Below are 25,598 nucleotides of genomic sequence, written 5' to 3'. Positions count from 1 at the left end.
AATGGATCCCACCCCCACACCTACAACGCGGCCAACCCCGCACCAACACCTACTGGCACCCCGAAAAACTGCTGCGCCGCAACGACGACGACAAGGACGACGAGCCGTAGGCGCTCGGCCGTCACGGCTGGGGCAGACGGACATCGCGCACCGCGCAACGGACTTGGCCGGTCTCGGCGAGCAGGTCGGCCGCGGCCTCCGGTGCTTGACGGGGATTGGCTGCCGTCACACCTGCCATCCTCCCATCCGTCCGCGGGTTGGGCCAAGCCGAAGGTGACCGACCGGATCGGGGCGGCCATCGGATGACTCAGATCCTCAGGATGCGTTCGGCATTGGCGTGGGCGATCTTCTCGCGGTCACCCGAGCTCAGCGTGGTGCGCTCGAACCCGTCGACGGCCGCCTGCGACGACTCGTAGGGATAGTCGACGGAGAACATGATGGCATCCGCCCCGACCTCCAGCACGGCACCGGTGAGCGCCGCCGGGGAGAACACGCCGCTGGTCGTGAAGACGATATTGGTGCCCAGGTAGGCCGACGGGGGGCGCTGCAGCCGGTAGCCGGTGACGGTGGTGGCATAGCGCGAGTCCAGGCGGCTGCGCTGGAACGGCAGGAACTCGCCCATGTGGCCGAGAATCAGCGTCGCGGACGGATGGCGGTCGAACACCCCGCCGCACAGGATCCGCAACGCGTGCCCGGACACCTCGGCCGCCCAGCTCCACATGGCGCCATACAGTTCCGGGTGGCCGTTGAGCACGTACCAGTGGTCGACCGGTGGGGCCCCGGGGTGCAGATACAGCGGTACGGCCAGGGATTCCAGCGCTTCCCACAGCGGTTCGAAGACCGGCTCGTCGAGGTAGTGACCACCCAGCTGGTCGTTGACCAGCGCACCGCAGAAGCCCAGTTCGTTACTGCAGCGCCCCAATTCGGCGACCGCCGCCCGGGGGTCCTGCAGCGGGAGGGCGGCGAAGCCGCGGAAGCGGGTCGGGTGCCGGGACACCACGTCGGCCAAAAAGTCGTTGGCGCGTCGGGCGCTGTCGCGCGCGGTGTCGGCGTCGATGTCGACCTGCAGGCCGGGAACGGTCAGCGACAACACCTGGACGTCGATGCCGGCGGCGTCCATCTCCGGGAGCCGGTACTCGGTGAAGTCGGGCAATTTGCGCAGCCATTCTTCTGCGTACGGCGTTGCCCGAGAAGCCAACTGGGACATCGGATCGGCGATCCCGGGGATCGAGAAGGCCTCTTCCAGGGCGATGTACCTCACCGTGTCCCCTTTCTGTGAATCGTTGCGGTGGAATGCCTTTCAGTGACGGCCGGGCAGCTTCTCGCGCATGCGGCGGTTCACCGGTTCGGGCAGCAGCCGGGACACGTCACCGCCCAGCGTCGCGACCTCCTTGGCCAGCGACGACGAGACGAACGAGAACTCCGGGGCGGTCGCGACGAAGAAGGTGTCGACACCGGCGATGTGCTTGTTCATCTGCGCCATCTGCAGCTCGTAGTCGAAGTCGGTGTCGGTGCGCAGCCCCTTGACGATGGCCGTCATCCCGCGGGCCGTGACGAAGTCGACCACCAGCCCCTTTCCGGCCGCCACCCGCAGGTTGGGCAGGTGTGTCGTCGACTCCTCGATCATGGCGATCCGCTCGTCGAGGTCGAACATGCCCGCCTTGGCGGGGTTCGCCAGGATCGCGACCACCACCTCGTCGAACTGGGCCGCGGCCCGCTCGAAAACGTCGATGTGGCCCAACGTCACCGGGTCGAACGACCCGGGGCACACCGCCCCCGTCATGAACCCCGCTCCTCGTCGTTTCGTTCTGCATCATCGTTTCGTTCTGCATCATCGTTTCGTTCTGCATCGTCGCCGCGCGTCATGACCGATGACGCTAGCAGGGACGCTCAGCCCACTTCGGCGATCTCCAGGCGGGTGTCGCCGTACCCGCGCGGCGGCCACGGTCGCCAACCGGCCGGCCAGGTCAGCGGCGCGCCGTTCGCCGCGCGCTCGACCACGACGACGGTTCCCTCGTGCGCCCACCCGTGGTCGGTCAGGGCGCTCAGCACGGCCCCGACGTCCGCGGCGTCGACGTCATACGGGGGGTCGGCCAGCACCAGGTCGACCGGAGCGGCCGCACCGGTCGCCAGGACCGCCGCCACCGGCCCCCGGCGCAGCGACGCGCCGGGCAGGCCGAGGGTCGCGATGTTGCGCGCGAGGACCCCGGCGGCGCGCTGCTCGGACTCCACGAACACCGCGGAGCCCGCGCCGCGCGACAGCGCCTCGAGCCCGAGCGCCCCCGAACCGGCGTAAAGGTCCAGCACGGCCAGGCCGGTCAGGTCCCGCCGCGCGGCGAGGATGTTGAACAGCGATTCGCGCACCCGGTCGGTGGTCGGCCTGGTTCCCCGCGGCGGGACGGCGATGCGCCGCCCCCCGGCGACACCGCCGATGATCCGGGTCACCGGGCACCTACAGCAGCGTCGACCAATAGTCCCAGAACCGCACCATGATCAGCAGCAACACCGCGGTGAACCACAGCACGGCGATCGACCACCGCCAGTGGTGGAGCAGCCTCGTCGCGGTCCCGGCTTGCCCGAGCACCGGGCGAACCGCGACCGACGCCAACACCACCAGCAGCGAGACGGTCACCGCCCAGACCACCACGCAGTAGGGGCACAACGCCCCGATGCGATAGAGACTCTGGAAGATCAGCCAGTGCACGAACGCCACCCCGCCCAGGATCCCCACCGTCAAACCGGTCCAATACCATTGGGGCAAAGCTACTTTCGCCAACGCGAGGACACCGGTGACGATGACCACGGTGAAACCCACAATGCCGAGCAGCGTGTTGGGGACGCCCATGATCGACGCCTCCGGCGTGACCATCACCGACCCGCACGACAGGATCGGGTTGAGGTTGCACGACGGCACGTACGACGGGTTGCGCAGCAGGTGGATCTTTTCCACCGTGAGGGTCAGCGAGGCCGTCAGCCCGATCGCGCCGCCGAGCAGCAGCCACCACGCGCTGGGCGCCGGGACGCCCTCCCGCGGATGCCGATCCGGGCGCACCGGCGCGGCGGGTTCGGCGGCCACCGGGGTCGTCACGACGCCGCAGGCGTGACCGCGGTGTCGATGCCCGGCACGTCGCCGACGATGGTCTTGATCTTGGCGACCAGCGCGTCGGGTGTCGACGGGTCGTAGTCGCTGCCGTTGATCTTGATGGTCGGGGTTGCGTTGATGTGCGCGGCCGCCGCCTCACCGGTCACCTTGGACAGGTACTTGCCGCTGTTGATGCAGTCCGGGACCTTGCCCACGACGCCGGATTCGCGGGCGATCTCGATCAACTTGGCGTTGTCGGGAAAACTGGTGCCGCGTTCGCTGGGCTGGATATCGGTGCTGAACAGGGCGGCGTGGAAGCGGCGGAACGCGCTGATGGACTCGTCGGCGACGCACAGGGCCGCCGCGCCGGCCCGCGACGGATAGTCCTGGTTCCTCGGGCTGTCCAGGATCGACACCATGGAGTAGTCGGCCTCGATCGCCCCGATGTCGATCAGCTTGGAGACCGTCGGTCCGAAGGTGCGCTCGAAGTTGCCGCAGGCCGGGCACAGAAAGTCCTCGTAGAACGAGACCGTCGCCTTGGGGTTGCTGGTTCCCGGCTGGGTGACCAGCTTGCTCGACGTCACCCGCACCGTGTCGCCCGATCCCGTGTTGCCGTCCTTCTTGTGGTGCGAGGTCACGATGTAGGCGACCAGGACGACCGCGAAGATCACGACGAACGCGGTGCCGCCGATCTGCACGAGGCGGCCGGATTTGCCGCCGGAGGACGACATGTCGAATCGCGGGGGACGTTTGGAGTTGTCGGCCACGGGTTCCCTGATCTTTCGGTGCGGGGCATCTTGCGGTGCGGGGCTCGCCCCGACCACGGTCGGGCGACGGCGCCTTTAGACTACCGGGCGCCTCATACCCGGCTCAGGTGAGCGCGCAGGGCCGAAACCAGTTCGCTGGTCGCGGCCGCGCTGCCGCCCCCCAGCGGGAACAGGTTGGCAAAGCCGTGGGTCAGCGAACCCATCGACCGCAGGTCCACCGGGGTGCCGGCCGCCCGGAGCGCCGCCGCGTAGCTCTCCCCCTCGTCGCGCAACGGGTCGAAGCCCGCGACCGCGATCAACGCCGGTGCCAGCCCGGACAGCGACTCGGCCAGCAGCGGTGACACGCGCGGATCGGCCGGGTCGAGGCCGGAATCCCTCAGGTACTGGGCGTGGAACCAGTCCATGTCGCGCTTGGTGAGCAGAAACCCGCGGGCGAACAGGCTCAGCGAGCGGGTCCGCGCGGTGAAGTCGGTCCGCGGGTAGAGCAGCCACTGCAGCACGGGGGCGGGCCCGGCCTCGTCACGGGCCAGCCGGCACACCACCGCGGCCAGGTTGCCGCCCGCACTGTCCCCGCCCACCGCGACGCGCCCGGGCGTCGCACCGAGTTCACCCGCGTGCTCGCAGGCCCACCCGAAGGCGGCGTAGGCGTCCTCGATCGCGGCCGGGGCCGCGTGCTCGGGGGCCAGCCGGTAGTCGACGGACAACACGTGGATGCCCGCATCGCGGCAGGTCAGCCGGCACAGCATGTCGTGGGTGTCCAGGTCGCCGAGCGCCCATCCCCCGCCGTGGTAGAAGACCAGCAGCGGCGCGGCCCCGCCGCCGACGGGCCGGTAGTGGCGCGCCGGGATCGGACCGGCCGGCCCGGGCAGCGAGAGGTCCGCGACGTCGACGTGGATCTGCGGGCCGGGGAACCCCACGGTCATCTCGTGCATCCGGTCCCGGGAGGCCGCCGGATCGTCATCGACGACCAGGCCGTCGACGCCGACCGCGCGCAACCCCGACAGCATCAGCTGCAGCGTGGGGTCCAGCGTGTTGCCGTCGATGATGACCGAACGGCCGCCGAACAGCACCCGCTTGGCCGGGTCCGGTATCCACGGGATGACCTTGACACCGACGGTGGTGACTGCGGCCTGCAGACGAGCGGGCAGGCGCATCGACACGCGTTTGGCGCCGGGGTCGAGTTCCTGCGCGCCTGGCGCACTGTTTGTCATCGGCCGCTCCCTCGCGAAAAACTGCGTCACGCTGCATGACGGTAATGCGATCCCCGTCGTCGGGCTCGGAGTGTTCGAGGCCCCGCCGGCGGAAACCGACCAGGCGGCCGGGGCCGCGCTGCGGGCCGGTCACCGGCATATCGACACCGTCGCGGCCTACCGCAACGGACGGGAGACCGGGCCGGCGGTGGCCGAGTCCGGCGTGCCGCGCGATCAACTGTACGTGGTGACCACACTGTGGAACGCCGACCAGGGTTATGACAGCACGCTGGCGGCGTTCCCCCCTGTTCAAGGACTGTTCAAGGCCTGTTCAAGGCCGGCATGGATCGGCTCGGGCTCGACTGTCTCGACCCTGATCACGGGCCGCTGCCCGCGCGGAACGCGTTCGTGGACACCTGCAAGGCGTTCGCCCACCGGCGCGCTCGGGGCCGGATCCGCCGGATCGGGATGAGCAACTTCGAACCCGCGCACCTGACCGTTCTGATCGACTCTGATCGACCTCGCCGGCGCCGTCCCGGCGGTCAACCAGATCGAGCTGCATCCGCGATGCCCCCCCGGAACGAGTTGCGGGAGGCGCACGCGCAGCCCGGCATCGCAACCGGGGCGGGGGCACCCCCGGGGCAGCGCGAATTGCCGACCCACCCGACGGTGGCCGGCCTCGCCGACGGTTTCGGACGAACCGAGGCGCACGTGCTGATCCTTCGGCGCATCCAGCTGGGTAAGATCGTGATTCCCAAGTCGGTGACCCCCTCACGGATAGCGAGTAACTTCGACGTGTTCGACCTCGAACTCAGCGCCGGCCAGACGGCGCGGATCTCTTCGCCGGAGGATTCAACGCGGCTTGGTCCGGATCCGCGAACTTTCAATTTCACAGGTAGGTCAACAACGTGACTGGCGAGTCGGGCGCAGCCGTACCCTCGATAGCTCTCAATGACGAAAACACGATGCCGGTTCTCGGCTTGGGCGTCGCGGATTTGTCGGACGACGAGGCCGAACGCGCGGTGTCGGCGGCGCTGGAGATCGGCTGCCGGCTGATCGACACCGCCGCGGCCTACGGCAACGAGGCCGGCGTCGGCCGCGCGATCGCGGCCTCCGGCATTCCGCGCGCCGAGCTTTTCGTCACCACCAAACTGGCCACCGCCGAGCAGGGTCTCACCAATTCCATGAAAGCCTGCACCGCCAGCCTCGAGCGGCTCGGCCTGGACTACGTGGACCTCTACCTGATCCACTGGCCGGCCGCGTCGCTGGGCACATACGTGGATTCCTTCGGCGGTCTGATCCAGTGCCGCGGCGAGGGCCACGCCCGCTCGATCGGCGTCTGCAACTTCACCCAGGAGCACCTGTCGACCGTCATCGACCTGACCTTCGTCACGCCGGTCGTCAACCAGGTCGAGCTGCATCCGCTGCTCAACCAGGCCGAGTTGCGCAAGGTGAACGCGCAGCACAACGTGGTGACGCAGTCCCACACGCCGCTGGCACTGGGCAGGCTGATGGACAACCCGACGGTGACCTCGATCGCCGGCGAATACGGCAGGACGCCCGCCCAGGTGCTGCTGCGGTGGAACCTGCAACTGGGTAACGCCGTGGTGTTCCGCTCGGCGCAGGCCGAGCACATGGCCGCCGACCTCGACGTCTTCGGCTTCGAGCTGGCCTCCGGGCACATGGACGCGCTCGACGGCCTCAACGACGGCACCCGGCTGCGCCCGGACCCGGACACCTTCGACGGCACGGACTCCTGATCCGCTCCGTCCCGACTGCGCATCTCACGACGCCTGCGCGGCGTGTCGCGTCGCGACGTTCACACCCGGGCGCGCCCCCGCGTCAGCCTGCCGGGCAGGTGGCCGCGGCCTGCCGCAGAACCCCGGCGGAAGGCTCGTCGACGGGCAGCTGGTAGCCGCGCAGCACGGCGATGAACTGCATGGCGTACTGGCAGTCGAATGCGGTGTTCGGCGGCATCCAGCGCGCCGGGGGCGAATCCCCCTTGTCCTGATTGGCCCGCCCGTCCACGGCCAGCAGGTTCGCCGGGTCGTTGGCGAATCGCAACCGCTCGGCGAACGGCCATGCGTAGGCCCCCATGTCCCACGCGTAGGCCAGCGGGACGATGTGGTCGATCTGCACCGATTCGCCGGTGTGCGCACCGCGCTGGAAGGCGATGGTCTTGTTGGTGTACGGGTCGTGCAGCGTTCCGGTGGCCACCGCGTCCGGGCAGCGCTTGACCGACACATACGTCTTGTCGACGAGGTCGCGGTTGAGGATGTCGTCGCGGGTGTCGCAGCCGTTGTGCCCGAGCGGGGCGTCGTTGTTGTCGTCCCACGCGTCGCCGAACGCCGCCCTGCGGTAGTCGTAGCGGTGCAGCCGCTGCGGCAGCACCCCGATGCCGGCGAGCACGTCGGTGCCGGGCTGCACCGTGGGCACGTCCGCGCGCGCGGCCACCTCGGCGCGCTCGGCGGCCTTGGAGCCCAACGTCTGATGGGCGACGACCAACGCGAGCACCGCGACCGCCGACAACCACAACAGCACTTTGCGGTTCACCTGCGCCGCTCTCCCCCGCAGGCGGGAGGTGCCCCCACCTCATCGCTACGCTCTGCATCGTCGCCGGCGGTCAAGACTTGTCCAGGTATTCGATGCGGTCAGTGTTGGTGAACGTGGCGGCCAGCAACTCCAGGCCGGCGTCCCCGGGGTTCTGCTCGTAAGCCCGGGCGCAGAACTCGCGCGCCGCCTCGATGACCTCGCGATGCTCGGCCAGGGAAAGCAGGCGCAGGTTGATAGCACGGCCGGACTGGTTGCGGCCCAGGACATCTCCCTCCCGACGTTCTTTGAGGTCCAGGTCGGCGAGGACAAACCCGTCCAGCGTGCCGGCGACGGCGGTGAGCCGCTGGCCGGCCCGCGATCCCGGCGCCACCCAGCTGGCCAGCAGGCACAGACCGGGGTGCTCGCCGCGGCCGATGCGTCCCCGCAACTGGTGCAGCTGGCTGATCCCGAACCGGTCGGCGTCCATCACCAGCATCACGGTGGCGTTGGGTACGTCCACGCCCACCTCGATGACGGTGGTGCACACCAGGACGTCGATCTCACGCGCGCGGAAGGCCGCCATCACGGCGTCCTTCTCGTCGGCCGGCAGCCGTCCGTGCATCAGACCCAGCCGCAGGTGGGCCAGCTCATGGGAACGCAAGCGCGCGAACAGCCCCTCGGCGGTCGCCGACGGCCGGGCGTCCTGCTCCTCTTTGCCGTCGTTCTCGTCGATCCGGGGCGCCACCACGTAGGCCTGGCGTCCCTCGGCGACCTCCTCGCCGATGCGCTGCCAGGCGCGCTCCAGCCACGCGGGCTTGTCCTTGACGAAGATCGCATTGGTGGTGATCGGCCGGCGTCCGCGCGGAAGTTCCCGCAGCGTCGAGGTTTCCAGGTCGCCGTAGACGGTCAGCGCGACGGTGCGCGGGATCGGCGTGGCCGTCATCACCAGCAGGTGCGGCGTGATCCCGGCAGGGGCCTTGGCGCGCAACCGGTCTCGCTGTTCGACGCCGAACCGGTGCTGCTCGTCGACCACCACCATGCCCAGCTTGTGGAACTCCACCGCGTCCTGGAGCAACGCGTGGGTGCCGATGACGATCCCCGCCTGGCCGGAGGCGACCTCCGCGCGGACACGTTTCTTCTGGGCCGCCGTCATCGATCCGCTCAGCAGCGCCACCCGGGTGGCCACCCCGTCATCGGTGTCCGTCCCGCCCAGCTGGCCCGCCGTGCCCAACGGGCCGAGAACGTCGCTGATGGATCGCAGATGTTGGGCGGCAAGGACTTCCGTTGGCGCAAGCAGCGCGCACTGGTAGCCGGAGTCGACCAGCTGCAGCATCGCCAGCACGGCGACGATGGTCTTGCCCGACCCGACCTCGCCCTGCAGCAGCCGATTCATCGGCCGGGTGGCCGACAGCTCCCGCGAGATCGCGTCGAGCACCTCGCGCTGGCCCGCCGTCAGCTCGAACGGCAACCGCCGCAACAGTTCTGTCACCAGCCCACCCCCGCGCGCCGGCGCCGGGGGCCCCGATTCCGACAGCTCACCGTGCCGGCGGCCGAGCAATCCCCACTGCAGGCCGACGGCTTCGTCGAAGGTCAGGCGTTCGCGCGCCCGCCGGCGCTCCGGCTCGCTCTCGGCCAGGTGGATGTCGCGCAGCGCCCGATCCTGCGAGACCAGGCCGTACTCGGCGACCAATGCCGCCGGCAGCGGATCGTCGACGGGGTCCAGGACGTCGAGCACCTGACGCACGCACCGGAAGATGTCCCAGCTCTGCACCTTCGTGGTTGCCGGGTAAATCGGGAAGAAGGCCCGCTCGAACGCCGACATCTGCACCTCGCCGGCGGTGGCCTGCGAGGCGATGGCGATGTTCTTCAGCGAGCTGGTGCCGCGGTTCTTGCCGTCCGGCGAGTCGAGGATGAGAAACGCCGGGTGCGTGAGCTGCATGACGTTCTTGAAGAACCCGACCTCCCCGGACAGCATCACCTTGGTGCCCTTGACGAGGTCTTTCTTGATGTAGTTCGCGTTGAAGAACGTCGCGGTCACCGCGTTGCGGCCCGAGCCCAGGGTGATGCGGTGACACATCCTGGCGCGGTTGGTCCGCATCGGGAACGACGTGGTCTCGGTGATCGTGTCGACGATCGTGATGTGCTCGCCGGCTTCCGGGCGTTGCTGACCGTCCCCGTCCCCGTCCGCGCCCCAGCGGGTCGCGCCCTCGGTGTAGCTGCGCGGGTAGTGGCGCAGCAGGTCGTTGACGGTGCGGATGCCGAAGGCCTCCTCCAGCGGATCGGCGGCCTTGGCGCCGATCACGAAGGTGAGCCGTTCGCCGAGCGACGCCACGACTACTCGACCCCGATCAGCAGCACGTCACCGTGATGGCCCGTGTGGTAGGTCACCAGCTCGGTGCCCGGGTGGTGGTCGTGCACGTGTCGCTGCAGCACGTCGCCGATACCCGCGGAATCCCCGCCGGCCGTCGCGATGCCGGCGCCCACCAGCACCGTCACCAGGTCGCCGCCCGCGGCCAGCAGCAGGTCGAGCAGGCCGATCGCGGCCGTGGTCGCGTCGGCGGCCACGATCAGCACCTCGTCGCCCGCGATGCCCAGGCCGTCACCCGGTTTGCAGCGACCCGCCCACGTCAGCGCGCTCTCGGTCGCGATGCGCACCGAGCCGTGCCGGGCCGAGCCGGCCGCGCGCGCCATCGTGTACCCGTCGTCGACGGCCTGCCTGCCGGTTTCGTGCACGGCCAGCGCGGCCAGCCCCTGCACCATCGACCCGGTCGGTATCGGGACCACCTCGATGCCCCAGCCGATGGCCGCGGTGCAGCCGGCCACCAGTTCCTCGGCGGCCACAAAGCCGTTGGGCAGCACCATCACCTGCGCGGCGCCGGTGTCTACCACGGCCCGCACCAGCTGGTGGGCGCTGATGTGGCCGGGCGGCTCGGTGTCGGCGGGGTCCGAGCGCAGCACACAGGCGCCCTCACTGCCGAACAACTCGGCGGCGCCGTCGCCGTCGACGACGGCCAGGACCGCCCGTTCCCGCGTCCAGCTGCCCGCCGGCAACCCCGCGGCACCCGAGCTCAGGGCCGACACCACGATCCGGCTCGGCCTCCCGGCGGCCAGCCCCGCCTCGATCGCGGCGCCGGCGTCGTCGGTGTGCACGTGCACCGAATAGCCGTCCCCGGTCGAGCGCGCGGCCGCGATCGCCACGGAGTCGCCGAGTTCCCCGAGCCGCTCCCGCAGCGCGTCCGCGGCTCCCGCCGCGCACCCGTCCAGCCGGTACATCACCTCGAACTGCGGCGACGGCCGCTGAGCGGGACCGTCGGGCTGCGGCGCGCGCGGCGACAGCTCGTACACCTCGCGGGCCGGCGTCTGCCCGGTGACCGTCGACCGCAGCGCGTCCAGCAGGACCAGCAGGCCCCGTCCCCCCGCGTCGACGGCACCGGCGTCAGCGAGCACCTCGAGTTGCTCCGTGGTCTTCTCCAGCGCGACCACCGCCGCGTCGCCCGCCGCGGTCAGCGCGGCGGCCAACCCTTCGCCGGCGCACCCCGCGACGGCGTCGGCGGCGGCCCGCAACACCGAGACGATGGTCCCGGGCACCTCCTGGCCGCCCATCGAGGCGATCACCAGGTCGACGGCGCGGTGCAGCCCGGCCCCGAGGACGGCGGCGTCCAGCTCGGCCAGCTCACCGCCGGAGTCGGCCGCGCGGGCCGCGGCGACGTCGGCGACACCACGCAGGATCTGCGACAGGATCACCCCGGAGTTGCCGCGGGCACCGTTGAGCGCACCGGCCGACAGGGCGGCCGCGACCCGGGCGACGCACCCCGAACCACCCGCCGACGCGTTCGCCTCCGCGAGCGCGGAACGCATCGTGAACAGCATGTTCGCGCCGGTGTCGGAATCGGCGACGGGGTACACGTTGAGCCGGTTGATCTCGTCGATGTGGACGATCAGGTCGCCGACGGCGGTGTGCGCCCAGTCCCGCAGGGCCGACGCGTCCAGCGAACGGTTCGGCCTGCCCTCGAGCGTGCCCTGCGAAGTGCTCAAGCGACCCACCTCCTCCGCCCTCCTCCGCGCCGGCCTCCGATGCGCGCCAGCGTAGCTCGGGAACCGGCCCATTGAGCCTAGCCACCGGCGCCGACACCACGCGCCGTAAGACGGCCGTGGGCCGCCGATCGTTTTGGTGGTTGCCCACCACAGTCGGTATCCTGGCCTGACCCGGTTTTGCAGGGACATCTCGGCTGCGCTATCCCGGCCAGCTTGCCGGACCCCCGATGACTTGAGGAGCTTTGACATGGCCGCTGTGTGCGATATCTGCGGGAAGGGCCCCGGCTTCGGCAAGTCGGTGTCGCACTCCCACCGCCGCACCAGCCGCCGGTGGGACCCCAACGTTCAGACCGTGCACGTCGCGACCCGTCCCGGCGGCAACAAGCAGCGGCTCAACGTGTGCGCGTCCTGCATCAAGGCCGGCAAGGTCGTCCGGGGCTGACGCGGCCCCGACCCCGCCGCGGCGGCGCCTGTCCTGCGCACCTGCCGAACTCCCGCGGTCGCGGCGCGCACCTGGCGCCCGCACCGGACGGTCCGCTCCGGCGCGATACCCAAAGCGCCGTCGTTCCGGTCAGGGCAACCGCCAGTCGATCGGATCGGCGCCCCGCTCCTTCAGCAGGTCGTTGGCGCGGCTGAAGGGCCGCGAGCCGAAGAACCCGCGGGACGCCGACAGCGGCGAGGGGTGCGGCGACTCGATCGCCACGCAGTCACCGGCGGCCAGCACCGGTGTGAGCGTCGACGCGTCGCGGCCCCACAGGATTGCCACCAGCGGCTGCGGGCGTTCGGCCAGGGCGCGGATCGCGCACTCCGTCACCGGTTCCCAGCCCTTGCCCCGGTGCGACGCCGGATTGCTCGGGCGCACCGTGAGCACCCTGTTGAGCAACAGCACCCCCCGCTGCGCCCACGGCGTCAGATCGCCGCACGAGGGCTGCGGATGCCCCAGGTCCGCGGTGTACTCGTCGAAGATGTTGGCCAGGCTGCGGGGCAGCGGGCGCACATCCGGGGCGACCGAGAAGCTCAGGCCCACCGCATGCCCCGGGGTCGGATACGGGTCCTGCCCGACGATGAGGACCCGCACACTTTCGAACGGAAAAGCGAAGGCGCGCAACACGTTCGGCCCTGCCGGCAGATAGCGTCGACCCGCCGCGACCTCGGCCCTCAGAAACTGCCCCATCGCGGCCACCTGATCGGCCACCGGCTCCAGGGCCCGCGCCCAGCCCGGCTCGACGAGTTCGCGCAACGGCCGGGCGGTCACCGCCGCCCCCCGGTCATCGCGTAGACGGTCACCGCGCCACCCTACTCACGTTGCCCGGCTAATCCTGAAACGACTGCCAGCCCGCGTACCCGCCCCACGGCGCGCCGTCGACGAGCACCCGGGGCGGGCCGTCGAGCACCCGCCCGACGACACGCCACCCCGGCGGCGCCGCGCCGGCGAAACAGGCCGCCAGCGCGTGGTCTTCGCCGCCGCCGAGCACCCACGACCACGCGTCGGCGCCCACCGCGGCCGCGGCCGCGGTCAGCGGGCCGTGGTCGGCGGCGAGCGCCGCGGTGGACACGTCGACGCCAACCCCGGACGCCTCGGCGACATGCCGCAGGTCGGCGACCAGGCCGTCGGAGACGTCGATCATCGCCTGCGCGCCGGCGGCCGCGGCCGCGGCGCCCGCGCCGTACGGCGGCCGGGGCACCAGATGCCGGCGGCGGAGGTCTTCGAAACCGCTGGTTCCGTTGTGCCACAGCGCGTATCCGGCCGCCGACCGGCCGAGGTCGCCCGCGACGGCCAGCACCGAACCGGGTTTCGCGCCGGACCGCAGCACCGGCAGGCGACCGTCCAGGTCACCGAGCACCGTCACCGACAGCACCCATTGCGGGCAGCTGACGAGGTCGCCGCCGACGATGCCGGCGCCTACCCGTGCCGCCTCCTCCCACATGCCGTCGACCAGCGCGTCGGCGTCCGCCGCCGCCGTGTCGCCGGGCGCGCCGAAGCCGACGAGGAAGGCCGTCGCCCGCGCCCCCATCGCCTCGATGTCGGCGGCGTTCTGGGCGATCGCCTTGCGTCCCACATCGTGCGGCGTCGACCAGTCCAGCCGGAAGTGCCGGTCCTGCACCAGCATGTCGGTGGACGCCAGCACCCGGCCGTCACCGGCGGACACCATCGCCGCGTCGTCGCCGGGCCCGAGCAGCACCGCGCCGGGCTGCCGGCGCCCCCGCACCAACCGGTCGATCACGGCGAACTCGCCGAGCTGCCGCAGGCTCGGGGCGGTGCCGGACGGGTCGTCGCCCACAGCACCTCCTGCGACCTGCGGTAAGTTCGGTACCTGCCCGCGCGAGCGGACCGCGCCAGTGTACGAGAAGGAGGCACGGGGGCGTTGACGACCGACCCGGCCACCGCTCCCGACGACCCGGGTGCCGACGCGGGACCGCCGCGCGCGGTGCTCATCGCCGCGGTGGCACTGGCCGTCGTGACGATCGGGGTGGCGCTGGCCATCGCGGCGAACCGGGAGGGCCCGCCGGCACCGGTCGCCCTTCCGTCGACGTCCGCGCCCCATGCCGACGATCCCGCGTGCCGGGCGCTGGACCGCGCGCTGCCGCAACGGCTGGGCACCTACCGGCGCGCACCGCTGGCGCAGCCGGCGCCTCACGGCGCGGCCGCATGGCGCGCCGACCCCCGGGGCGAACCCGTCGTGCTGCGCTGCGGGCTGGACCGGCCCGCCGGCTTCGTGGTGGGGTCGCCGATCCAGGTCGTCGACCGCGTGCAGTGGTTCGAGACGGCTGCCGGGGAACAATCCGCCGGTCCCGGTCTCCCAACGACCGACGCGGCGGCCTTCACGTGGTACACGGTGGACCGGCCGGTGTACGTGGCGCTGACGCTGCCGCCGGACTCGGGGCCGACGCCCATCCAGGAGATCTCCGACGTGATCGACCGCGCCGTCGCGGCGGTGCCGATCGACCCGGGCCGCCCGGACTAGGCGTTGGCCGGATGCACGCTCAGCGCAGGCCCGTCCCGCGGGCCAGCGCCGTGTCGATCATGGTCGTCAACAGGGTCGGGTAGTCCACGCCGCTGGCCGCCCACATCCGCGGGAACATCGAGATCGTGGTGAATCCCGGCATGGTGTTGATCTCGTTGATCACCGGGCCGTCGTCGGTCAGGAAGAAGTCGACGCGGGCCAACCCCTGGCAGTCGACGGCCCGGAACGCCCGGATCGCCAATTCGCGCACGGTGGCGGCGATGTCGTCGTCGACCTTCGCGGGCACGTCCAATTCGGCTGCGTCGTCGAGGTATTTGGTCGCGAAGTCGTAGAACCCGTCCTCGCGGCCGCGCACCCCGGCCACCCGGATCTCCCCCAGCGTGCTGGCCCGCACGGTGCCGTCCGGCATCTCGAGCACGCCGCACTCCAGCTCGCGGCCGTTGACCGCCGCCTCGACGATCACCTTCGGGTCGTGCCGGCGGGCGCCGGCGACGGCGGCCGGCAGCGCGTCCCAGCTCGACACCCGGCTGACACCGATCGAGGATCCGCCGCGGGCGGGCTTGACGAAGACCGGCAGGCCCAGCCGCTCGCGTTCCTCGGGCCGCAGGGCCGCGCGCGACGGGCGCAGCACGACGTGCGCGCCGACGGGTAGTCCCTCGGCCGTCAGCAGCTTCTTCGTGAACTCCTTGTCCATGCCGGCCGCACTGGCCAGCACCCCCGCGCCCACATAGGGCACACCGGCGAGTTCGAGCAGCCCCTGGACGGTGCCGTCCTCGCCGTAGGGGCCGTGCAGCACCGGGAACACCACGTCGACCTCGCCGAGCAACCGGGCCGGCGCCGCACCGGCGCCCGTGGGCAGCGACACCAGGCGGCCGCCGCGCCGCGGATCCGCCGGCAGGGCCAGCTCGGTGCCCGATTCGGTCGTCACCTCCGGCAGCCGGCGATCGGTGATCGCCAACGCATCGGGATCGCCGTCGGTGAGCACCCAGGCACCTTCCGGGGTGATGCCGATCGCGACCACGTCGAACCGCCGCCGGTCGAGGTTGCGCAGGATGCTGCCCGCCGACACGCAGGAGATGGCGTGCTCGTTGCTGCGGCCGCCGAAGACGAGGGCGACGCGCACGCGGCCATCGGGTGGCGGAGCTGGCGGCCGGTCGGAGGCATCCACAATATGGAGAGGCTACCGGCTGCGCGGCGCACGGGTCGCCCTCACTCGGGCTTGGTGCGGCGGCCCAGCAGCAGGGCCATCGCGTCGTCCACCGACAGTCCCCTGTGGCACACCCGGTGCACGGCGTCGGTGAGCGGCATCTCGACGTCGTAACTGGACGCCAGCGCCAGCACCGACTCGCACGACGTCACCCCCTCGACGACGTGGTCCCCCTCGCCGGCCTGCAACGCCGACTGCACGGTCGCGCCCCTGCCCAGGCGTTCGCCGAACGAGCGGTTGCGCGAGTACGGCGACGTGCACGTGGCCACCAGGTCACCGACGCCGGCCAGCCCGGCCAGCGTCGCGCCCTTGGCGCCCAGCGCTATCCCCAGCCGCATGATCTCCGCCAGGCCCCGGGTGACGATCGCGGCCGCGGTGTTCTCGCCCAGCCCGACGCCTGCCGCCATCCCGCACGCGAGCGCGATGACGTTCTTGCAGGCGCCCCCGATCTCGGTGCCGACCACGTCGCTGTTGGTGTAGGGGCGGAAGTATCCGTTGTTGAGCATCCGCTGCAGGGCGACGGCGCGGCCGGAGTCGCTGCACGCCACCACCGTGGCCGCGGGCTGGCATGCGGCGATCTCACCGGCCAGGTTCGGCCCGGAGATCACCGCGACCTGCGCCGGGTCCACACCGGTCACCGAGACGATGACCTGGCTCATCCGCATCAGGGTGCCCAGCTCGATGCCCTTGGCCAGGCTGACCAGGGTCGCGCCGCTCCCCAGCAGCGGCCCCCACTGCCCGAGGTTGGCCCGCATCGTCTGGGCGGGCACCCCCAGCAGCACCGTCGACGCGCCCGCCAGCGCCTCGTTCGCGTCGGCGGTGGCGCGGATGCCCGGCGGGAGCAGCGTGCCGGGCAGGTACTCCTCGTTGCGCCGGGTGGCGTTGATCTGCTCGGCCACGTCGGCCCGCCGGGCCCACAGCGTGACCGCCGTCCCCGGCCCCCCGGCGTCGACGAGGACCTTGGCCAGCGCCGTGCCCCACGCTCCGGCGCCCATCACCGCGACGCCGCCGTCGCCTCCGGAACCGGCCATCGGCCACCCCTGTCTGTCGTCTCGACCACCCGTGTTCGCCGCTGTCCGGCCACCATCGGGCCACCAGCCGGCGCTTCACAGTAACCGGGCGGCGATGCCGGGCGGGGCGGCCGGAGTGGGCGCCCTGGCAGGATGACCTCATGACCGGCATCGGGGGCGACGACGGCGGCGACGTCGCTTTGATCATCGCCGTCAAGCGGCTGGCCGCCGCCAAGACCAGGCTGGCCCCGGTGTTGTCGGCGGCTACCCGCGAGAAGGTGGTGCTGGCCATGCTCGTCGACACCCTGACGGCCGCGGCGGGAGTGCCGGCGCTGGGTTCGATCACTGTCATCACGCCCGACGCGGTGGCCGCGGCCGCTGCGGCCGGGCTCGGCGCCGACGTGCTCGCCGACCCCACCCCACCGGGGCACCCCGACCCGCTGAACAACGCGATCGCCGCCGCCGAACGGTCGGTGGCCGAGAAGTGCGCCAATATTGTTGTGCTGCAAGGCGATTTGCCCGCCATGCAGCCCGGCGAACTGGCCGAGGCGATCGCCGCCGCACGCCAGTACCGCCGCAGCTTCGTCGCCGACCGGCTGGCGACGGGAACCTCCGCGCTGTGCGCGTTCGGAACCCCGCTCGATCCGCGGTTCGGCCCGGATTCGTCTGCGCGGCATCGTCGTTCGGGCGCAATCGAGCTGACGGGCGCGTGGCCCGGCCTGCGCTGCGACGTGGACACCCCCGCCGACCTGACGGCCGCCCGACGTCTCGGGGTCGGGGCGGCGACCGCGCGTGCCGTCGCACAGCACTGAGGCCGGCCGGCCCCGTGCGGGATCCGTCCGCGGGGTGAACTTCACACCAACGGCGGATGGATGTCCATCCGCCGGTAGCAGCACACGGGGGTGATGAGCAATGATCACATCGTGACCGATACCGAAGCGCAACCCCGTCCCGACGAGAGCGCATGGCACGCGGACGACCCCGCAGTGTCGGCACCACCCGCGACCACTCCGGCCGCCAGCACCGACCTGCCGGAAGACCGTTACCTGAACCGGGAACTCAGCTGGCTGGACTTCAACTCCCGCGTCCTCGCGCTGGCGGCCGACAGCTCGCTGCCGCTGCTGGAGCGGGCCAAGTTCCTGGCGATCTTCGCTTCCAACCTCGACGAGTTCTACATGGTGCGGGTGGCCGGCCTCAAACGCCGCGACGAGATGGGGCTGTCGGTCCGTTCCGCCGACGGCCTGACGCCGCGCGAGCAACTGGCCGTCATCGGCGAGCAGACCCAGAAGATCGCCAGCCAGCACGCACGGGTGTTCCTCGATTCGGTGCGACCGGCGCTCGCCGCCGAAGGTATCCACATCGTCACGTGGGCCGATCTGGATCAATTTGAACGAGAACGGTTGTCGACCTATTTCACCGAGCAGGTCTTCCCCGTCCTGACGCCGCTGGCCGTCGACCCCGCTCACCCGTTCCCGTTCGTCAGCGGGTTGAGCCTGAACCTGGCGGTCAGCGTGCGGCAACCCGAGCACGGCAACCAGCACTTCGCCCGGGTGAAGGTGCCCAACAACGTCGACCGCTTCGTCGAACTCGACGGCCCCGACGACGGGATCGACGGGCCGGCCGTGGTCCGTTACCTACCGATGGAGGAACTGATCGCGGCTTTTCTTCCGGAGCTCTTCCCGGGCATGGAGATCGTGGAGCACCACGCGTTCCGCATCACCCGCAACGCCGACATGGAGGTTGAGGAAGACCGCGACGAAGACCTGTTGCAGGCGATGGAGCGGGAATTGGCGCGCCGGCGCTTCGGTCCGCCGGTGCGCCTCGAGATCGCCGACGACATGACCGAGAGCATGCTCGAGTTGCTGCTGCGCGAACTCGACGTGCACCCCGGTGACGTCATCGAGGTGCCCGGCCTCCTCGACCTGTCGTCGTTGTGGCAGGTCTACGGGCTGGACCGCCCGGGGCTCAAAGACGCGGCCTTCGTTCCGGATACACATCCCGCGTTCGCCGACCGGGAAACCCCCAAGAGCATCTTCTCGACGCTGCGCGAGGGTGACGTGCTGGTGCACCATCCCTACGATTCGTTCTCGACCAGCGTGCAACGGTTCGTCGAGCAGGCCGCCGCCGACCCCAACGTGCTGGCGATCAAACAGACGCTGTACCGCACGTCGGGTGACTCGCCGATCGTCCGGGCGCTGGTCGAGGCCGCCGAGGCCGGAAAGCAAGTGGTGGCACTGGTCGAACTCAAGGCACGCTTCGACGAACAGGCCAACATCCGGTGGGCCCGCGAACTCGAGCAGGCGGGCGTGCACGTGGTGTACGGGCTCCTCGGACTCAAGACGCACTGCAAGACATGCCTGGTGGTGCGGCGCGAAGGCCCGGCGATCCGGCGCTACTGCCACATCGGGACGGGCAATTACAACAGCAAAACCGCGCGGTTGTACGAGGACATCGGTCTGCTGACCGCGGCACCGGATATCGGCGCGGACCTGACCGACCTCTTCAACTCGCTGACCGGTTATTCGCGTAAATTGTCCTACCGCAACCTTTTGGTGGCCCCCCACGGGATTCGCACCGGCATCATCGAACGTGTCGACTGCGAAATCGCCGCGCACCGGGAACGCGGTGGCGGCCGGATCCGGATGAAGATGAACGCGCTCGTCGACGAGCAGGTCATCGACGCGCTCTACCGCGCGTCGCAGGCCGGGGTTCGGGTCGAGATCGTGGTACGCGGGATCTGCGCGCTGCGCCCCGGCGCGGAAGGCTTCTCCGAGAACATCGTGGTCCGTTCCATCCTGGGGCGCTTCCTCGAACATTCGCGGATCATCCATTTCCGCAACATCAGCGAGTTCTGGATCGGCAGCGCCGACATGATGCACCGCAACCTCGACCGGCGCGTGGAGGTGCTGGCTCAGGTCAAGGACCCGAAGCTGACAGCCCAGCTCGACGACCTGTTCGAGTCCGCGCTGGACCCGTCCACCCGCTGCTGGGAGCTGCACGCCGACGGCCAATGGACGGCGATGCCGCACGACGGCCGCATCGTGCGCGACCACCAGATTTCATTGATGGATCGGCACCGGAGCCACTGAGGGGTGTGGTAGCTTTCCAGCTCGCACCCGGACGCGGACAAGCCTGGCCGAATTGACCTGCAGGAGCCAAGTTGCCGAGCCACAACCCGCCCGCTGATCGGCGCTCGGGGAGCCGGATCATCTACGCCGCAGGGGCGGTGCTGTGGCGGGCCGGCGGGTCCGGCCCGGCCGGTCCGGCCGTCGAGATCGCCGTGATCCACCGCCCCCGCTACGACGACTGGTCGCTTCCCAAAGGCAAGGTCGACCCCGGTGAGACGGTACCGGTGGCCGCCGTGCGCGAGGTGTGCGAGGAGACCGGTCACCACGCCATTCTCGGCAGGCGGCTCACCTCGGTGAGTTACCCCGTCGCCCAGGGCACCAAGAAGGTGTACTACTGGGCGGCACGCAGCACCGGCGGCGAATTCGCGCCGGGCAAGGAGGTCGACGAGCTGATCTGGTTGCCGGTCGCCGACGCGATGGGCAGGCTGAGCTACCCGCACGACCGGAAAGTGTTGCGCCGCTTCACCAAGCGGCCAGCAGAAACGCACACCGTCCTCGTGGTCCGGCACGGCACGGCGGGCAGCAGATCACGGTTCTCCGGCGATGACGCCCTGCGGCCGCTGGACAAGCGGGGCAGGGCCCAGGCCGAGGCGCTGGTTCCGCAGCTGATGGCTTTCGGCGCCACCGACGTCTACGCGGCCGACCGGGTCCGCTGCCACCAGACGGTGGAACCGCTTGCGGCCGAACTCGGTGTGCCGATCCACAACGAGACCGCCCTGACCGAGGAGGCCTACGCCGAGGACCCGAGCCGCGGCCGGGAGCGGACCCTGCAGATCGCCGCGCAGCCGGGCACACCCGTCATCTGCACCCAGGGCAAGGTGATTCCCGACCTGATCGCCTGGTGGTGCGAACGCGACCGCCTGCGCCCCGACACGTCGCGCAACACCAAGGGCAGCGCCTGGGTGCTGTCCTTGTCGGACGGACGGCTGACGGCAGCCGATCACATCGGCGGCCCGCTGGCCGCCAACGTCCGCACCTGACACGCGAATACCCTTCGGGGGCATCACTGCCCCCGAAGGGTATTCGCTGTGGACTGCCTACCTGCGGCCGCGTCGCGACGTTGCCGCCGCCTTCTTGGCCGGGGCCTTCGCCGCGGCCTTCTTGACCGGGGCCTTGGTCACGGCCTTCTTGACCGGGGCCTTGGTCACGGCCTTCTTGACCGGGGCCTTGGTCACGGCCTTCTTCGCCGGGGCCTTGGTCGCGGCCTTCTTCGCCGGGGCCTTCGTCGCGGCGGTCTTCTTGGCGGCCGTCTTGCGGGCCGGCGCCTTCTTCGCCGCCCTCTTGGCCGCACTCGCGGCTACGACACCGCGCTTGACGGCGGGACCCTCGGCCGGGAGACGCTGCGCCCCAGACACAACCGCTTTGAACTGGGCACCGGGCCGGAATGCCGGAACGGACGTGGGCTTCACCTTCACCGTCTCGCCGGTACGCGGGTTGCGGGCAACCCGCGCCGCGCGCCGACGCTGTTCGAAGACGCCGAACCCGGTGATGGTGACGCTTTCGCCCTTGTGCACCGCACGCACGATGGTGTCGACGACATTCTCGACGGCGGCGGTCGCCTGCCGACGGTCCGAGCCCATTTTCTCTGTGAGCACGTCAATGAGCTCTGCTTTGTTCATCCATACCCTCCGAAGCCATTGGTCCCGCGTTTTTTTGGAACCGACTAGTGCACACGGTAAACCTTTACCCGGCAAATTTCCAAGAGCCACGCGCAATTTCAGGACCGGCTAACCGTAAATTTCGCAATCCGGTTGCCGCCCTTGACTCGTGGGATGCCCCCGAAATCGGCCGGGCCACCGCGGCCGCCGGGCCCCCAATTCGGTGCCCGGCGGGACGTCAACGGGTGGGCGAAATGCGGGGTTTCCACTCGGGACGGGTCGCCTCGAAAGCCTCGATATCGTCGAGTTTCCGCAGCGTAAGGGCTATATCGTCGAGTCCCTCGAGCAATCGCCAGGCGGTGTGATCGTCAATGTTGAACGGCAGCACCGCCGTTCCGGCGGTGATATTTCGATCTTGAAGGTTGGCAGTGATTTCCAGGCCCGGACTCTGCTCGATGAGCTTCCAGAGAAGCTCGACGCCGTCTTGAGAAACTTCCGCCGCCAGGAGGCCCGCCTTGCCCGCGTTGCCCCGGAAGATGTCGCCGAAGCGCGAGGAGATGACCACCCGGAAGCCGTAGTCCATGAGCGCCCACACCGCGTGCTCACGCGACGAGCCGGTCCCGAAATCGGGCCCGGCGACCAGGACCGAGCCTCGGTCGAAGGGGCTGAGGTTCAGCACGAATGAGGGATCCGAGCGCCAGGTGGCAAACAGGCCGTCCTCGAAACCGGTTCGGGTGACCCGCTTCAAAAAGACCGCCGGAATGATCTGGTCGGTGTCGACGTTGGAGCGCCGCAGCGGCACGCCGATACCGGTATGGGTGCGAAAGGCTTCCATGCTCATCCCCTTGTCAGTCGGTCAGTTCAGGTCCGCGGGGGCGGACAATCTTCCGCGGATCGCCGTGGCGGCGGCCACGGCCGGCGAAACCAGATGTGTGCGGCCGCCCTTGCCCTGCCGGCCTTCGAAGTTGCGGTTGGACGTGGCGGCGCAGCGCTCCCCCGGCGCAAGCTGATCCGGGTTCATCCCCAGGCACATCGAGCATCCGGCCTGCCGCCATTCCGCGCCCGCTGTGGTGAAAATCTCATTCAGCCCTTCGGCTTCGGCCTGTGCGCGCACCCGCATGGAGCCCGGTACCACGAGCATCCGGACCCCGTGGGCGACCCTGCGGCCCCGCAACACCTCGGCCACGGCACGCAGATCTTCGATACGGCCGTTGGTGCACGAGCCGACGAACACCACGTCGACCGCGATATCGCGCATGGGAGTACCCGGTTGAAGGTCCATGTACGCCAGGGCTTTCTCGGCGGCTCTCCGATCGCCCTCGTCGGCGATCTGCGCGGGATCCGGGACGGCCGCCGCCAACGGCACCCCCTGGCCGGGGTTGGTGCCCCAGGTGACGAACGGGCTCAACGAGGTTGCGTCGAGGTGGACCTCGGTGTCGAAGGTGGCGCCGGGGTCCGTGCGCAGCTGCCGCCAGTACCGCATCGCGGCGTCCCAGTGCGCGCCGGTCGGCGCGTGCAGGCGGCCCCGCAGGAATTCGTACGTGGTGTCATCGGGCGCCACCATCCCGGCCCGGGCGCCCGCTTCGATGCTCATGTTGCAGATCGTCATCCTGCCCTCCATGGACAGCGATTCGATGGCGCTGCCCCGGTATTCGATGACGTGGCCCTGCCCGCCGCCCGTGCCGATCTGGGCGATCAGCGCCAGGATGACGTCTTTTGCGGTCACCCCGTCGGGCAGCCGCCCGTCGACCCCCCCATCCACGTTGACCGCCATCGTCTTGAACGGCCGCAGCGGCAGCGTCTGGGTGGCCAGCACGTGCTCGACCTCCGAGGTGCCGATGCCCATGGCCAGCGCCCCGAACGCGCCGTGGGTGGAGGTGTGGCTGTCGCCACAGACGACCGTCATTCCCGGTTGCGTCAGCCCCAATTGGGGTCCGACGACGTGCACGATGCCCTGCTCGATGTCGCCCATCGGATAGAGCCGGACACCGAATTCCTCGCAGTTGCGCCGCAATGTGTCGACCTGGATGCGCGACACCGGATCGGCGATGGGCTTGTCGATGTCGACGGTGGGCACGTTGTGGTCCTCGGTGGCCAGCGTCAGGTCGGGCCGGCGCACCGGGCGCCCGGCCAGGCGCAGGCCGTCGAAAGCCTGAGGACTGGTCACCTCGTGCACCAGATGCAGGTCGATATAGATCAAGTCGGGTGCCCCCGCCTGTTCTGGACCGCCACCGGGTACCACAACGTGGTCGTCCCACACCTTTTCGGCCAAGGTGCGCGGCGCACCCGTGCCAGACGCCTTGCGCTGCGATCCCATTTCGACCTCGCCTCGTTTCGCCTCGTTTGTTTGCGGCCCGCTCGCAGATCAGGACTGGTGATCTCACTATGCGAGACGCTAGTATCTCTTCGTGAGACAGCATAGCGGCATCGGCGTCCTCGACAAAGCGATGGGCGTCCTGCACACGGTCGCCGAATCGCCGTGCGGATTAGCCGAACTGTGCGAGCGCACCGGCTTGCCGCGGGCCACCGCGTACCGGCTGGCGGCCGCACTCGAGGTCCACCGCCTGTTGGCGCGCGACGACGACGGCCGCTGGTGCCTCGGACCCGCCGTCAGCGAACTGGCGACCCGCGTGCACGATCCCCTGCTGGCCGCCGGCGCGGCCGTACTGCCCGAGTTGCGCGAGACGACCGGCGAAAGTGTTCAGCTGTACCGCCGCGAGGGCACGTCGCGGGTCTGCGTGGCCGCTCTGGAACCGGCTGCCGGCCTTCGCGATACGGTCCCGGTCGGGGCGAGGCTGCCGATGACGGCCGGCTCGGGGGCCAAAGTGCTACTGGCCCATAGCGACGCGGCGACCCGGAAGGCCGTTCTGCCGATGGCGAAATTCACCGACCGGACGCTGGCCGAGGTGCGCCGGCGCGGCTGGGCGCAGAGCGTCGCCGAACGGGAGCCGGGGGTGGCCAGCGTGTCGGCGCCGGTGCGCGACGGGCGCGGTGTCGTCGTCGCCGCGATATCGGTGTCCGGGCCGATCGACCGGATCGGTCGGCGGCCCGGGGCGCGCTGGGCCGCCGACCTGTTGTCGGCCGCCGAGGCACTGACCCGGCGGCTCTGACTTCACGCCGAGCCTGCGTCCAGCGCGTCGCAATCGCGCGGTGGCACGCGGTGAGCGCAGGTTCGGCGCCACCGGCGCAGACTCGGAGCGGGTCGCGCGGTGACGCCTGCCAGACTGACTACCCATGGGAACCAATCAGCGCGCGAGCATCGTCATGTCCTCGGACGAGATCGCCGACTTCGTCGTCAAGAGCCGCACCGGCACGCTGGCCACCATCGGCTCCGACGGCCAGCCGCACCTGACCGCCATGTGGTACGCCGTCGTCGACGGCGAGATCTGGCTGGAAACCAAAGCCAAGTCGCAGAAAGCGGTCAACCTCGGACGGGATCCGCGGGTCAGCTTCCTGATCGAGGACGGCCACACCTACGACACCCTGCGCGGGGTTTCCTTCGAGGGCGTGGCGGAGATCATCGACGACCCCGAGGTCTCGCACCGCGTGGGGGTCAGCGTGTGGGAGCGCTATACGGGTCCCTACACCGACGACATGAAGCCGTTCGTCGACCAGATGATGAACAAGCGGGTCTGTGTGCGCATCGTCCCCCGCCGCGCCCGCTCGTGGGACCACCGCAAGCTCGGGTTGCCGCACATGCCGGTGGGCGGTTCCACCGCACCGGCCGTGCTGGAGACCGGCCGGTGAGTGACCGGTGAACGGTCTTTGTAGCCCCGATGGGATTCGAACCCACGCTACCGCCGTGAGAGGGCGGCGTCCTAGGCCGCTAGACGACGGGGCCAGAACCGATCCGAGCTGTCAGCATAGCTCAACCTGGTAAGCCCACCTAATCGCTTGCGGTGAGCAGGTTTTGCTGGGATGTCCTGCTGGGATTTCCTGCTGGGATATCTCGCTGGGATCTTTTGCTGGGGTACCAGGACTCGAACCTAGAATGGCTGAACCAGAATCAGCTGTGTTGCCAATTACACCATACCCCACGGCCTGCCCGAAACCGCTGGTCCGAGCGATCCTCGGCGGCTGAAA

General features: G+C 70.3%; 24 protein-coding genes, 2 tRNA genes and 2 pseudogenes. 10 read left to right on the top strand and 18 right to left on the bottom strand.

Going from position 1 to position 25,598, the window contains the following annotated elements; all coding sequences use genetic code 11:
* Positions 1–110 (top strand): annotated as a pseudogene (locus FPZ47_RS29375) (HNH endonuclease signature motif containing protein); the annotation flags it as partial.
* 197 nt (positions 111–307) lie between these two features.
* Here the strand turns inward: FPZ47_RS29375 and FPZ47_RS11470 are convergent.
* The 6 genes from FPZ47_RS11470 to FPZ47_RS11445 all read right to left on the bottom strand — a co-directional run bounded on the left by FPZ47_RS11470 (position 308) and on the right by FPZ47_RS11445 (position 5,060).
* A complete protein-coding gene (locus FPZ47_RS11470; protein ID WP_144951318.1) occupies positions 308–1,261 on the bottom strand; it encodes an amidohydrolase family protein in 954 nt (317 codons plus the stop codon).
* Between the two features lie 39 nt (positions 1,262–1,300).
* Positions 1,301–1,783: a pantetheine-phosphate adenylyltransferase gene (gene coaD / locus FPZ47_RS11465; RefSeq protein ID WP_144951320.1), complete on the bottom strand. Its 483-nt coding sequence runs from the start codon at positions 1,781–1,783 to the stop codon at positions 1,301–1,303.
* Between the two features lie 107 nt (positions 1,784–1,890).
* Positions 1,891–2,445, bottom strand: coding sequence for a 16S rRNA (guanine(966)-N(2))-methyltransferase RsmD (gene rsmD / locus FPZ47_RS11460; RefSeq protein ID WP_144951322.1), 555 nt, complete (start codon positions 2,443–2,445; stop codon positions 1,891–1,893).
* Between the two features lie 7 nt (positions 2,446–2,452).
* Complete coding sequence (locus FPZ47_RS11455) at positions 2,453–3,076, bottom strand: vitamin K epoxide reductase family protein (protein ID WP_425461777.1); 624 nt, start codon at positions 3,074–3,076, stop codon at positions 2,453–2,455.
* An 8-nt stretch (positions 3,077–3,084) separates the two neighbouring features.
* On the bottom strand, positions 3,085–3,849 hold the full coding sequence (locus FPZ47_RS11450) for a DsbA family protein (RefSeq protein ID WP_144951326.1): 765 nt from the start codon (positions 3,847–3,849) through the stop codon (positions 3,085–3,087).
* Between the two features lie 92 nt (positions 3,850–3,941).
* Positions 3,942–5,060 (bottom strand): alpha/beta hydrolase, encoded by a 1,119-nt coding sequence (locus FPZ47_RS11445; protein ID WP_144951327.1) that lies wholly within the window; start codon positions 5,058–5,060, stop codon positions 3,942–3,944.
* On the opposite strand from FPZ47_RS11445, the pseudogene FPZ47_RS11440 reads away from it, so the two are divergent.
* Positions 5,059–5,951 (top strand): annotated as a pseudogene (locus tag FPZ47_RS11440) (aldo/keto reductase). The gene FPZ47_RS11445 and the pseudogene FPZ47_RS11440 sit on opposite strands and share 2 nt — an antisense overlap.
* The gene (locus FPZ47_RS11435) at positions 5,948–6,799 is read left to right on the top strand and encodes an aldo/keto reductase (RefSeq protein WP_168209424.1); all 852 of its coding nucleotides are present in this window, start codon (positions 5,948–5,950) and stop codon (positions 6,797–6,799) included. The pseudogene FPZ47_RS11440 and the gene FPZ47_RS11435 overlap by 4 nt, the downstream one beginning before the upstream one ends.
* 82 nt (positions 6,800–6,881) lie before the next feature.
* Here the strand turns inward: FPZ47_RS11435 and FPZ47_RS11430 are convergent, their stop codons facing one another.
* From FPZ47_RS11430 to FPZ47_RS11420, 3 genes are all read right to left on the bottom strand, one after another.
* Positions 6,882–7,592 carry an HNH endonuclease family protein gene (locus FPZ47_RS11430; protein ID WP_144951332.1) on the bottom strand — a complete coding sequence of 237 codons (711 nt, stop codon included), beginning with the start codon at positions 7,590–7,592 and terminating at the stop codon, positions 6,882–6,884.
* 70 nt (positions 7,593–7,662) lie between these two features.
* Positions 7,663–9,903 carry an ATP-dependent DNA helicase RecG gene (gene recG / locus FPZ47_RS11425; RefSeq protein WP_144951334.1) on the bottom strand — a complete coding sequence of 747 codons (2,241 nt, stop codon included), beginning with the start codon at positions 9,901–9,903 and terminating at the stop codon, positions 7,663–7,665.
* Positions 9,904–9,905: 2 nt separating this feature from the next.
* A complete protein-coding gene (locus tag FPZ47_RS11420; protein WP_246133392.1) occupies positions 9,906–11,561 on the bottom strand; it encodes a DAK2 domain-containing protein in 1,656 nt (551 codons plus the stop codon).
* 292 nt (positions 11,562–11,853) lie between these two features.
* Here FPZ47_RS11420 and rpmB point away from each other — a divergent pair, with 292 nt between their 5' ends.
* Entirely contained in the window at positions 11,854–12,048 is a 195-nt protein-coding gene (rpmB, locus tag FPZ47_RS11415; protein ID WP_144951337.1) for a 50S ribosomal protein L28, read from the top strand.
* A gap of 129 nt (positions 12,049–12,177) precedes the next feature.
* Here rpmB and FPZ47_RS11410 read toward each other — a convergent pair whose 3' ends face one another.
* Both FPZ47_RS11410 and FPZ47_RS11405 read right to left on the bottom strand, forming a co-directional pair.
* Positions 12,178–12,861: a uracil-DNA glycosylase gene (locus FPZ47_RS11410; RefSeq protein ID WP_144951339.1), complete on the bottom strand. Its 684-nt coding sequence runs from the start codon at positions 12,859–12,861 to the stop codon at positions 12,178–12,180.
* Between the two features lie 58 nt (positions 12,862–12,919).
* Entirely contained in the window at positions 12,920–13,888 is a 969-nt protein-coding gene (locus FPZ47_RS11405) for a thiamine-phosphate kinase (RefSeq protein WP_144951341.1), read from the bottom strand.
* Positions 13,889–13,972: 84 nt separating this feature from the next.
* Between FPZ47_RS11405 and FPZ47_RS11400 the strand changes: the two genes are divergently transcribed.
* A complete protein-coding gene (locus FPZ47_RS11400; RefSeq protein WP_144951343.1) occupies positions 13,973–14,572 on the top strand; it encodes a DUF3515 domain-containing protein in 600 nt (199 codons plus the stop codon).
* A 19-nt stretch (positions 14,573–14,591) separates the two neighbouring features.
* Here FPZ47_RS11400 and FPZ47_RS11395 read toward each other — a convergent pair whose 3' ends face one another.
* Both FPZ47_RS11395 and FPZ47_RS11390 read right to left on the bottom strand, forming a co-directional pair.
* Entirely contained in the window at positions 14,592–15,740 is a 1,149-nt protein-coding gene (locus FPZ47_RS11395) for a D-alanine--D-alanine ligase family protein (RefSeq protein WP_144951345.1), read from the bottom strand.
* Positions 15,741–15,781: 41 nt separating this feature from the next.
* Positions 15,782–16,810 carry an NAD(P)H-dependent glycerol-3-phosphate dehydrogenase gene (locus tag FPZ47_RS11390; protein ID WP_144951347.1) on the bottom strand — a complete coding sequence of 343 codons (1,029 nt, stop codon included), beginning with the start codon at positions 16,808–16,810 and terminating at the stop codon, positions 15,782–15,784.
* Between the two features lie 140 nt (positions 16,811–16,950).
* Between FPZ47_RS11390 and cofC the strand changes: the two genes are divergently transcribed.
* The 3 genes from cofC (at position 16,951) to mutT1 (ending at position 20,897) form a co-directional block, all read left to right on the top strand.
* The gene (cofC, locus tag FPZ47_RS11385) at positions 16,951–17,601 is read left to right on the top strand and encodes a 2-phospho-L-lactate guanylyltransferase (protein WP_144951349.1); all 651 of its coding nucleotides are present in this window, start codon (positions 16,951–16,953) and stop codon (positions 17,599–17,601) included.
* A gap of 90 nt (positions 17,602–17,691) precedes the next feature.
* Positions 17,692–19,878: an RNA degradosome polyphosphate kinase gene (locus FPZ47_RS11380; protein ID WP_144951351.1), complete on the top strand. Its 2,187-nt coding sequence runs from the start codon at positions 17,692–17,694 to the stop codon at positions 19,876–19,878.
* A gap of 71 nt (positions 19,879–19,949) precedes the next feature.
* Positions 19,950–20,897, top strand: coding sequence for an 8-oxo-(d)GTP phosphatase MutT1 (gene mutT1 / locus FPZ47_RS11375; RefSeq protein ID WP_144951353.1), 948 nt, complete (start codon positions 19,950–19,952; stop codon positions 20,895–20,897).
* A 57-nt stretch (positions 20,898–20,954) separates the two neighbouring features.
* Here mutT1 and FPZ47_RS11370 read toward each other — a convergent pair whose 3' ends face one another.
* The 3 genes from FPZ47_RS11370 to leuC all read right to left on the bottom strand — a co-directional run bounded on the left by FPZ47_RS11370 (position 20,955) and on the right by leuC (position 23,832).
* The gene (locus tag FPZ47_RS11370) at positions 20,955–21,536 is read right to left on the bottom strand and encodes an HU family DNA-binding protein (RefSeq protein WP_144951355.1); all 582 of its coding nucleotides are present in this window, start codon (positions 21,534–21,536) and stop codon (positions 20,955–20,957) included.
* A gap of 217 nt (positions 21,537–21,753) precedes the next feature.
* Positions 21,754–22,350: a 3-isopropylmalate dehydratase small subunit gene (gene leuD / locus FPZ47_RS11365; RefSeq protein ID WP_144951356.1), complete on the bottom strand. Its 597-nt coding sequence runs from the start codon at positions 22,348–22,350 to the stop codon at positions 21,754–21,756.
* Positions 22,351–22,371: 21 nt separating this feature from the next.
* Positions 22,372–23,832 (bottom strand): 3-isopropylmalate dehydratase large subunit, encoded by a 1,461-nt coding sequence (leuC, locus tag FPZ47_RS11360; RefSeq protein ID WP_144951358.1) that lies wholly within the window; start codon positions 23,830–23,832, stop codon positions 22,372–22,374.
* 91 nt (positions 23,833–23,923) lie between these two features.
* Here leuC and FPZ47_RS11355 point away from each other — a divergent pair, with 91 nt between their 5' ends.
* Together FPZ47_RS11355 and FPZ47_RS11350 are read left to right on the top strand one after the other, a co-directional pair.
* Positions 23,924–24,625, top strand: coding sequence for an IclR family transcriptional regulator (locus FPZ47_RS11355; RefSeq protein WP_144951360.1), 702 nt, complete (start codon positions 23,924–23,926; stop codon positions 24,623–24,625).
* A 124-nt stretch (positions 24,626–24,749) separates the two neighbouring features.
* Positions 24,750–25,262, top strand: a complete 513-nt coding sequence (locus FPZ47_RS11350) for a pyridoxamine 5'-phosphate oxidase family protein (protein WP_144951362.1) — start codon at positions 24,750–24,752, stop codon at positions 25,260–25,262.
* Positions 25,263–25,283: 21 nt separating this feature from the next.
* Here FPZ47_RS11350 and FPZ47_RS11345 read toward each other — a convergent pair.
* Together FPZ47_RS11345 and FPZ47_RS11340 are read right to left on the bottom strand one after the other, a co-directional pair.
* A tRNA-Glu gene (locus tag FPZ47_RS11345) sits at positions 25,284–25,356 on the bottom strand.
* Between the two features lie 124 nt (positions 25,357–25,480).
* Positions 25,481–25,552: transfer RNA gene (locus tag FPZ47_RS11340), tRNA-Gln, on the bottom strand.
* Positions 25,553–25,598 lie beyond the last annotated feature (46 nt).

The organism is Mycobacterium helveticum (genome assembly GCF_007714205.1).
Lineage (GTDB): Bacteria > Actinomycetota > Actinomycetes > Mycobacteriales > Mycobacteriaceae > Mycobacterium > Mycobacterium helveticum.
Note: the sequence above shows the minus strand (reverse complement) of the source record. Positions and strands in the feature narration are given on the sequence as shown.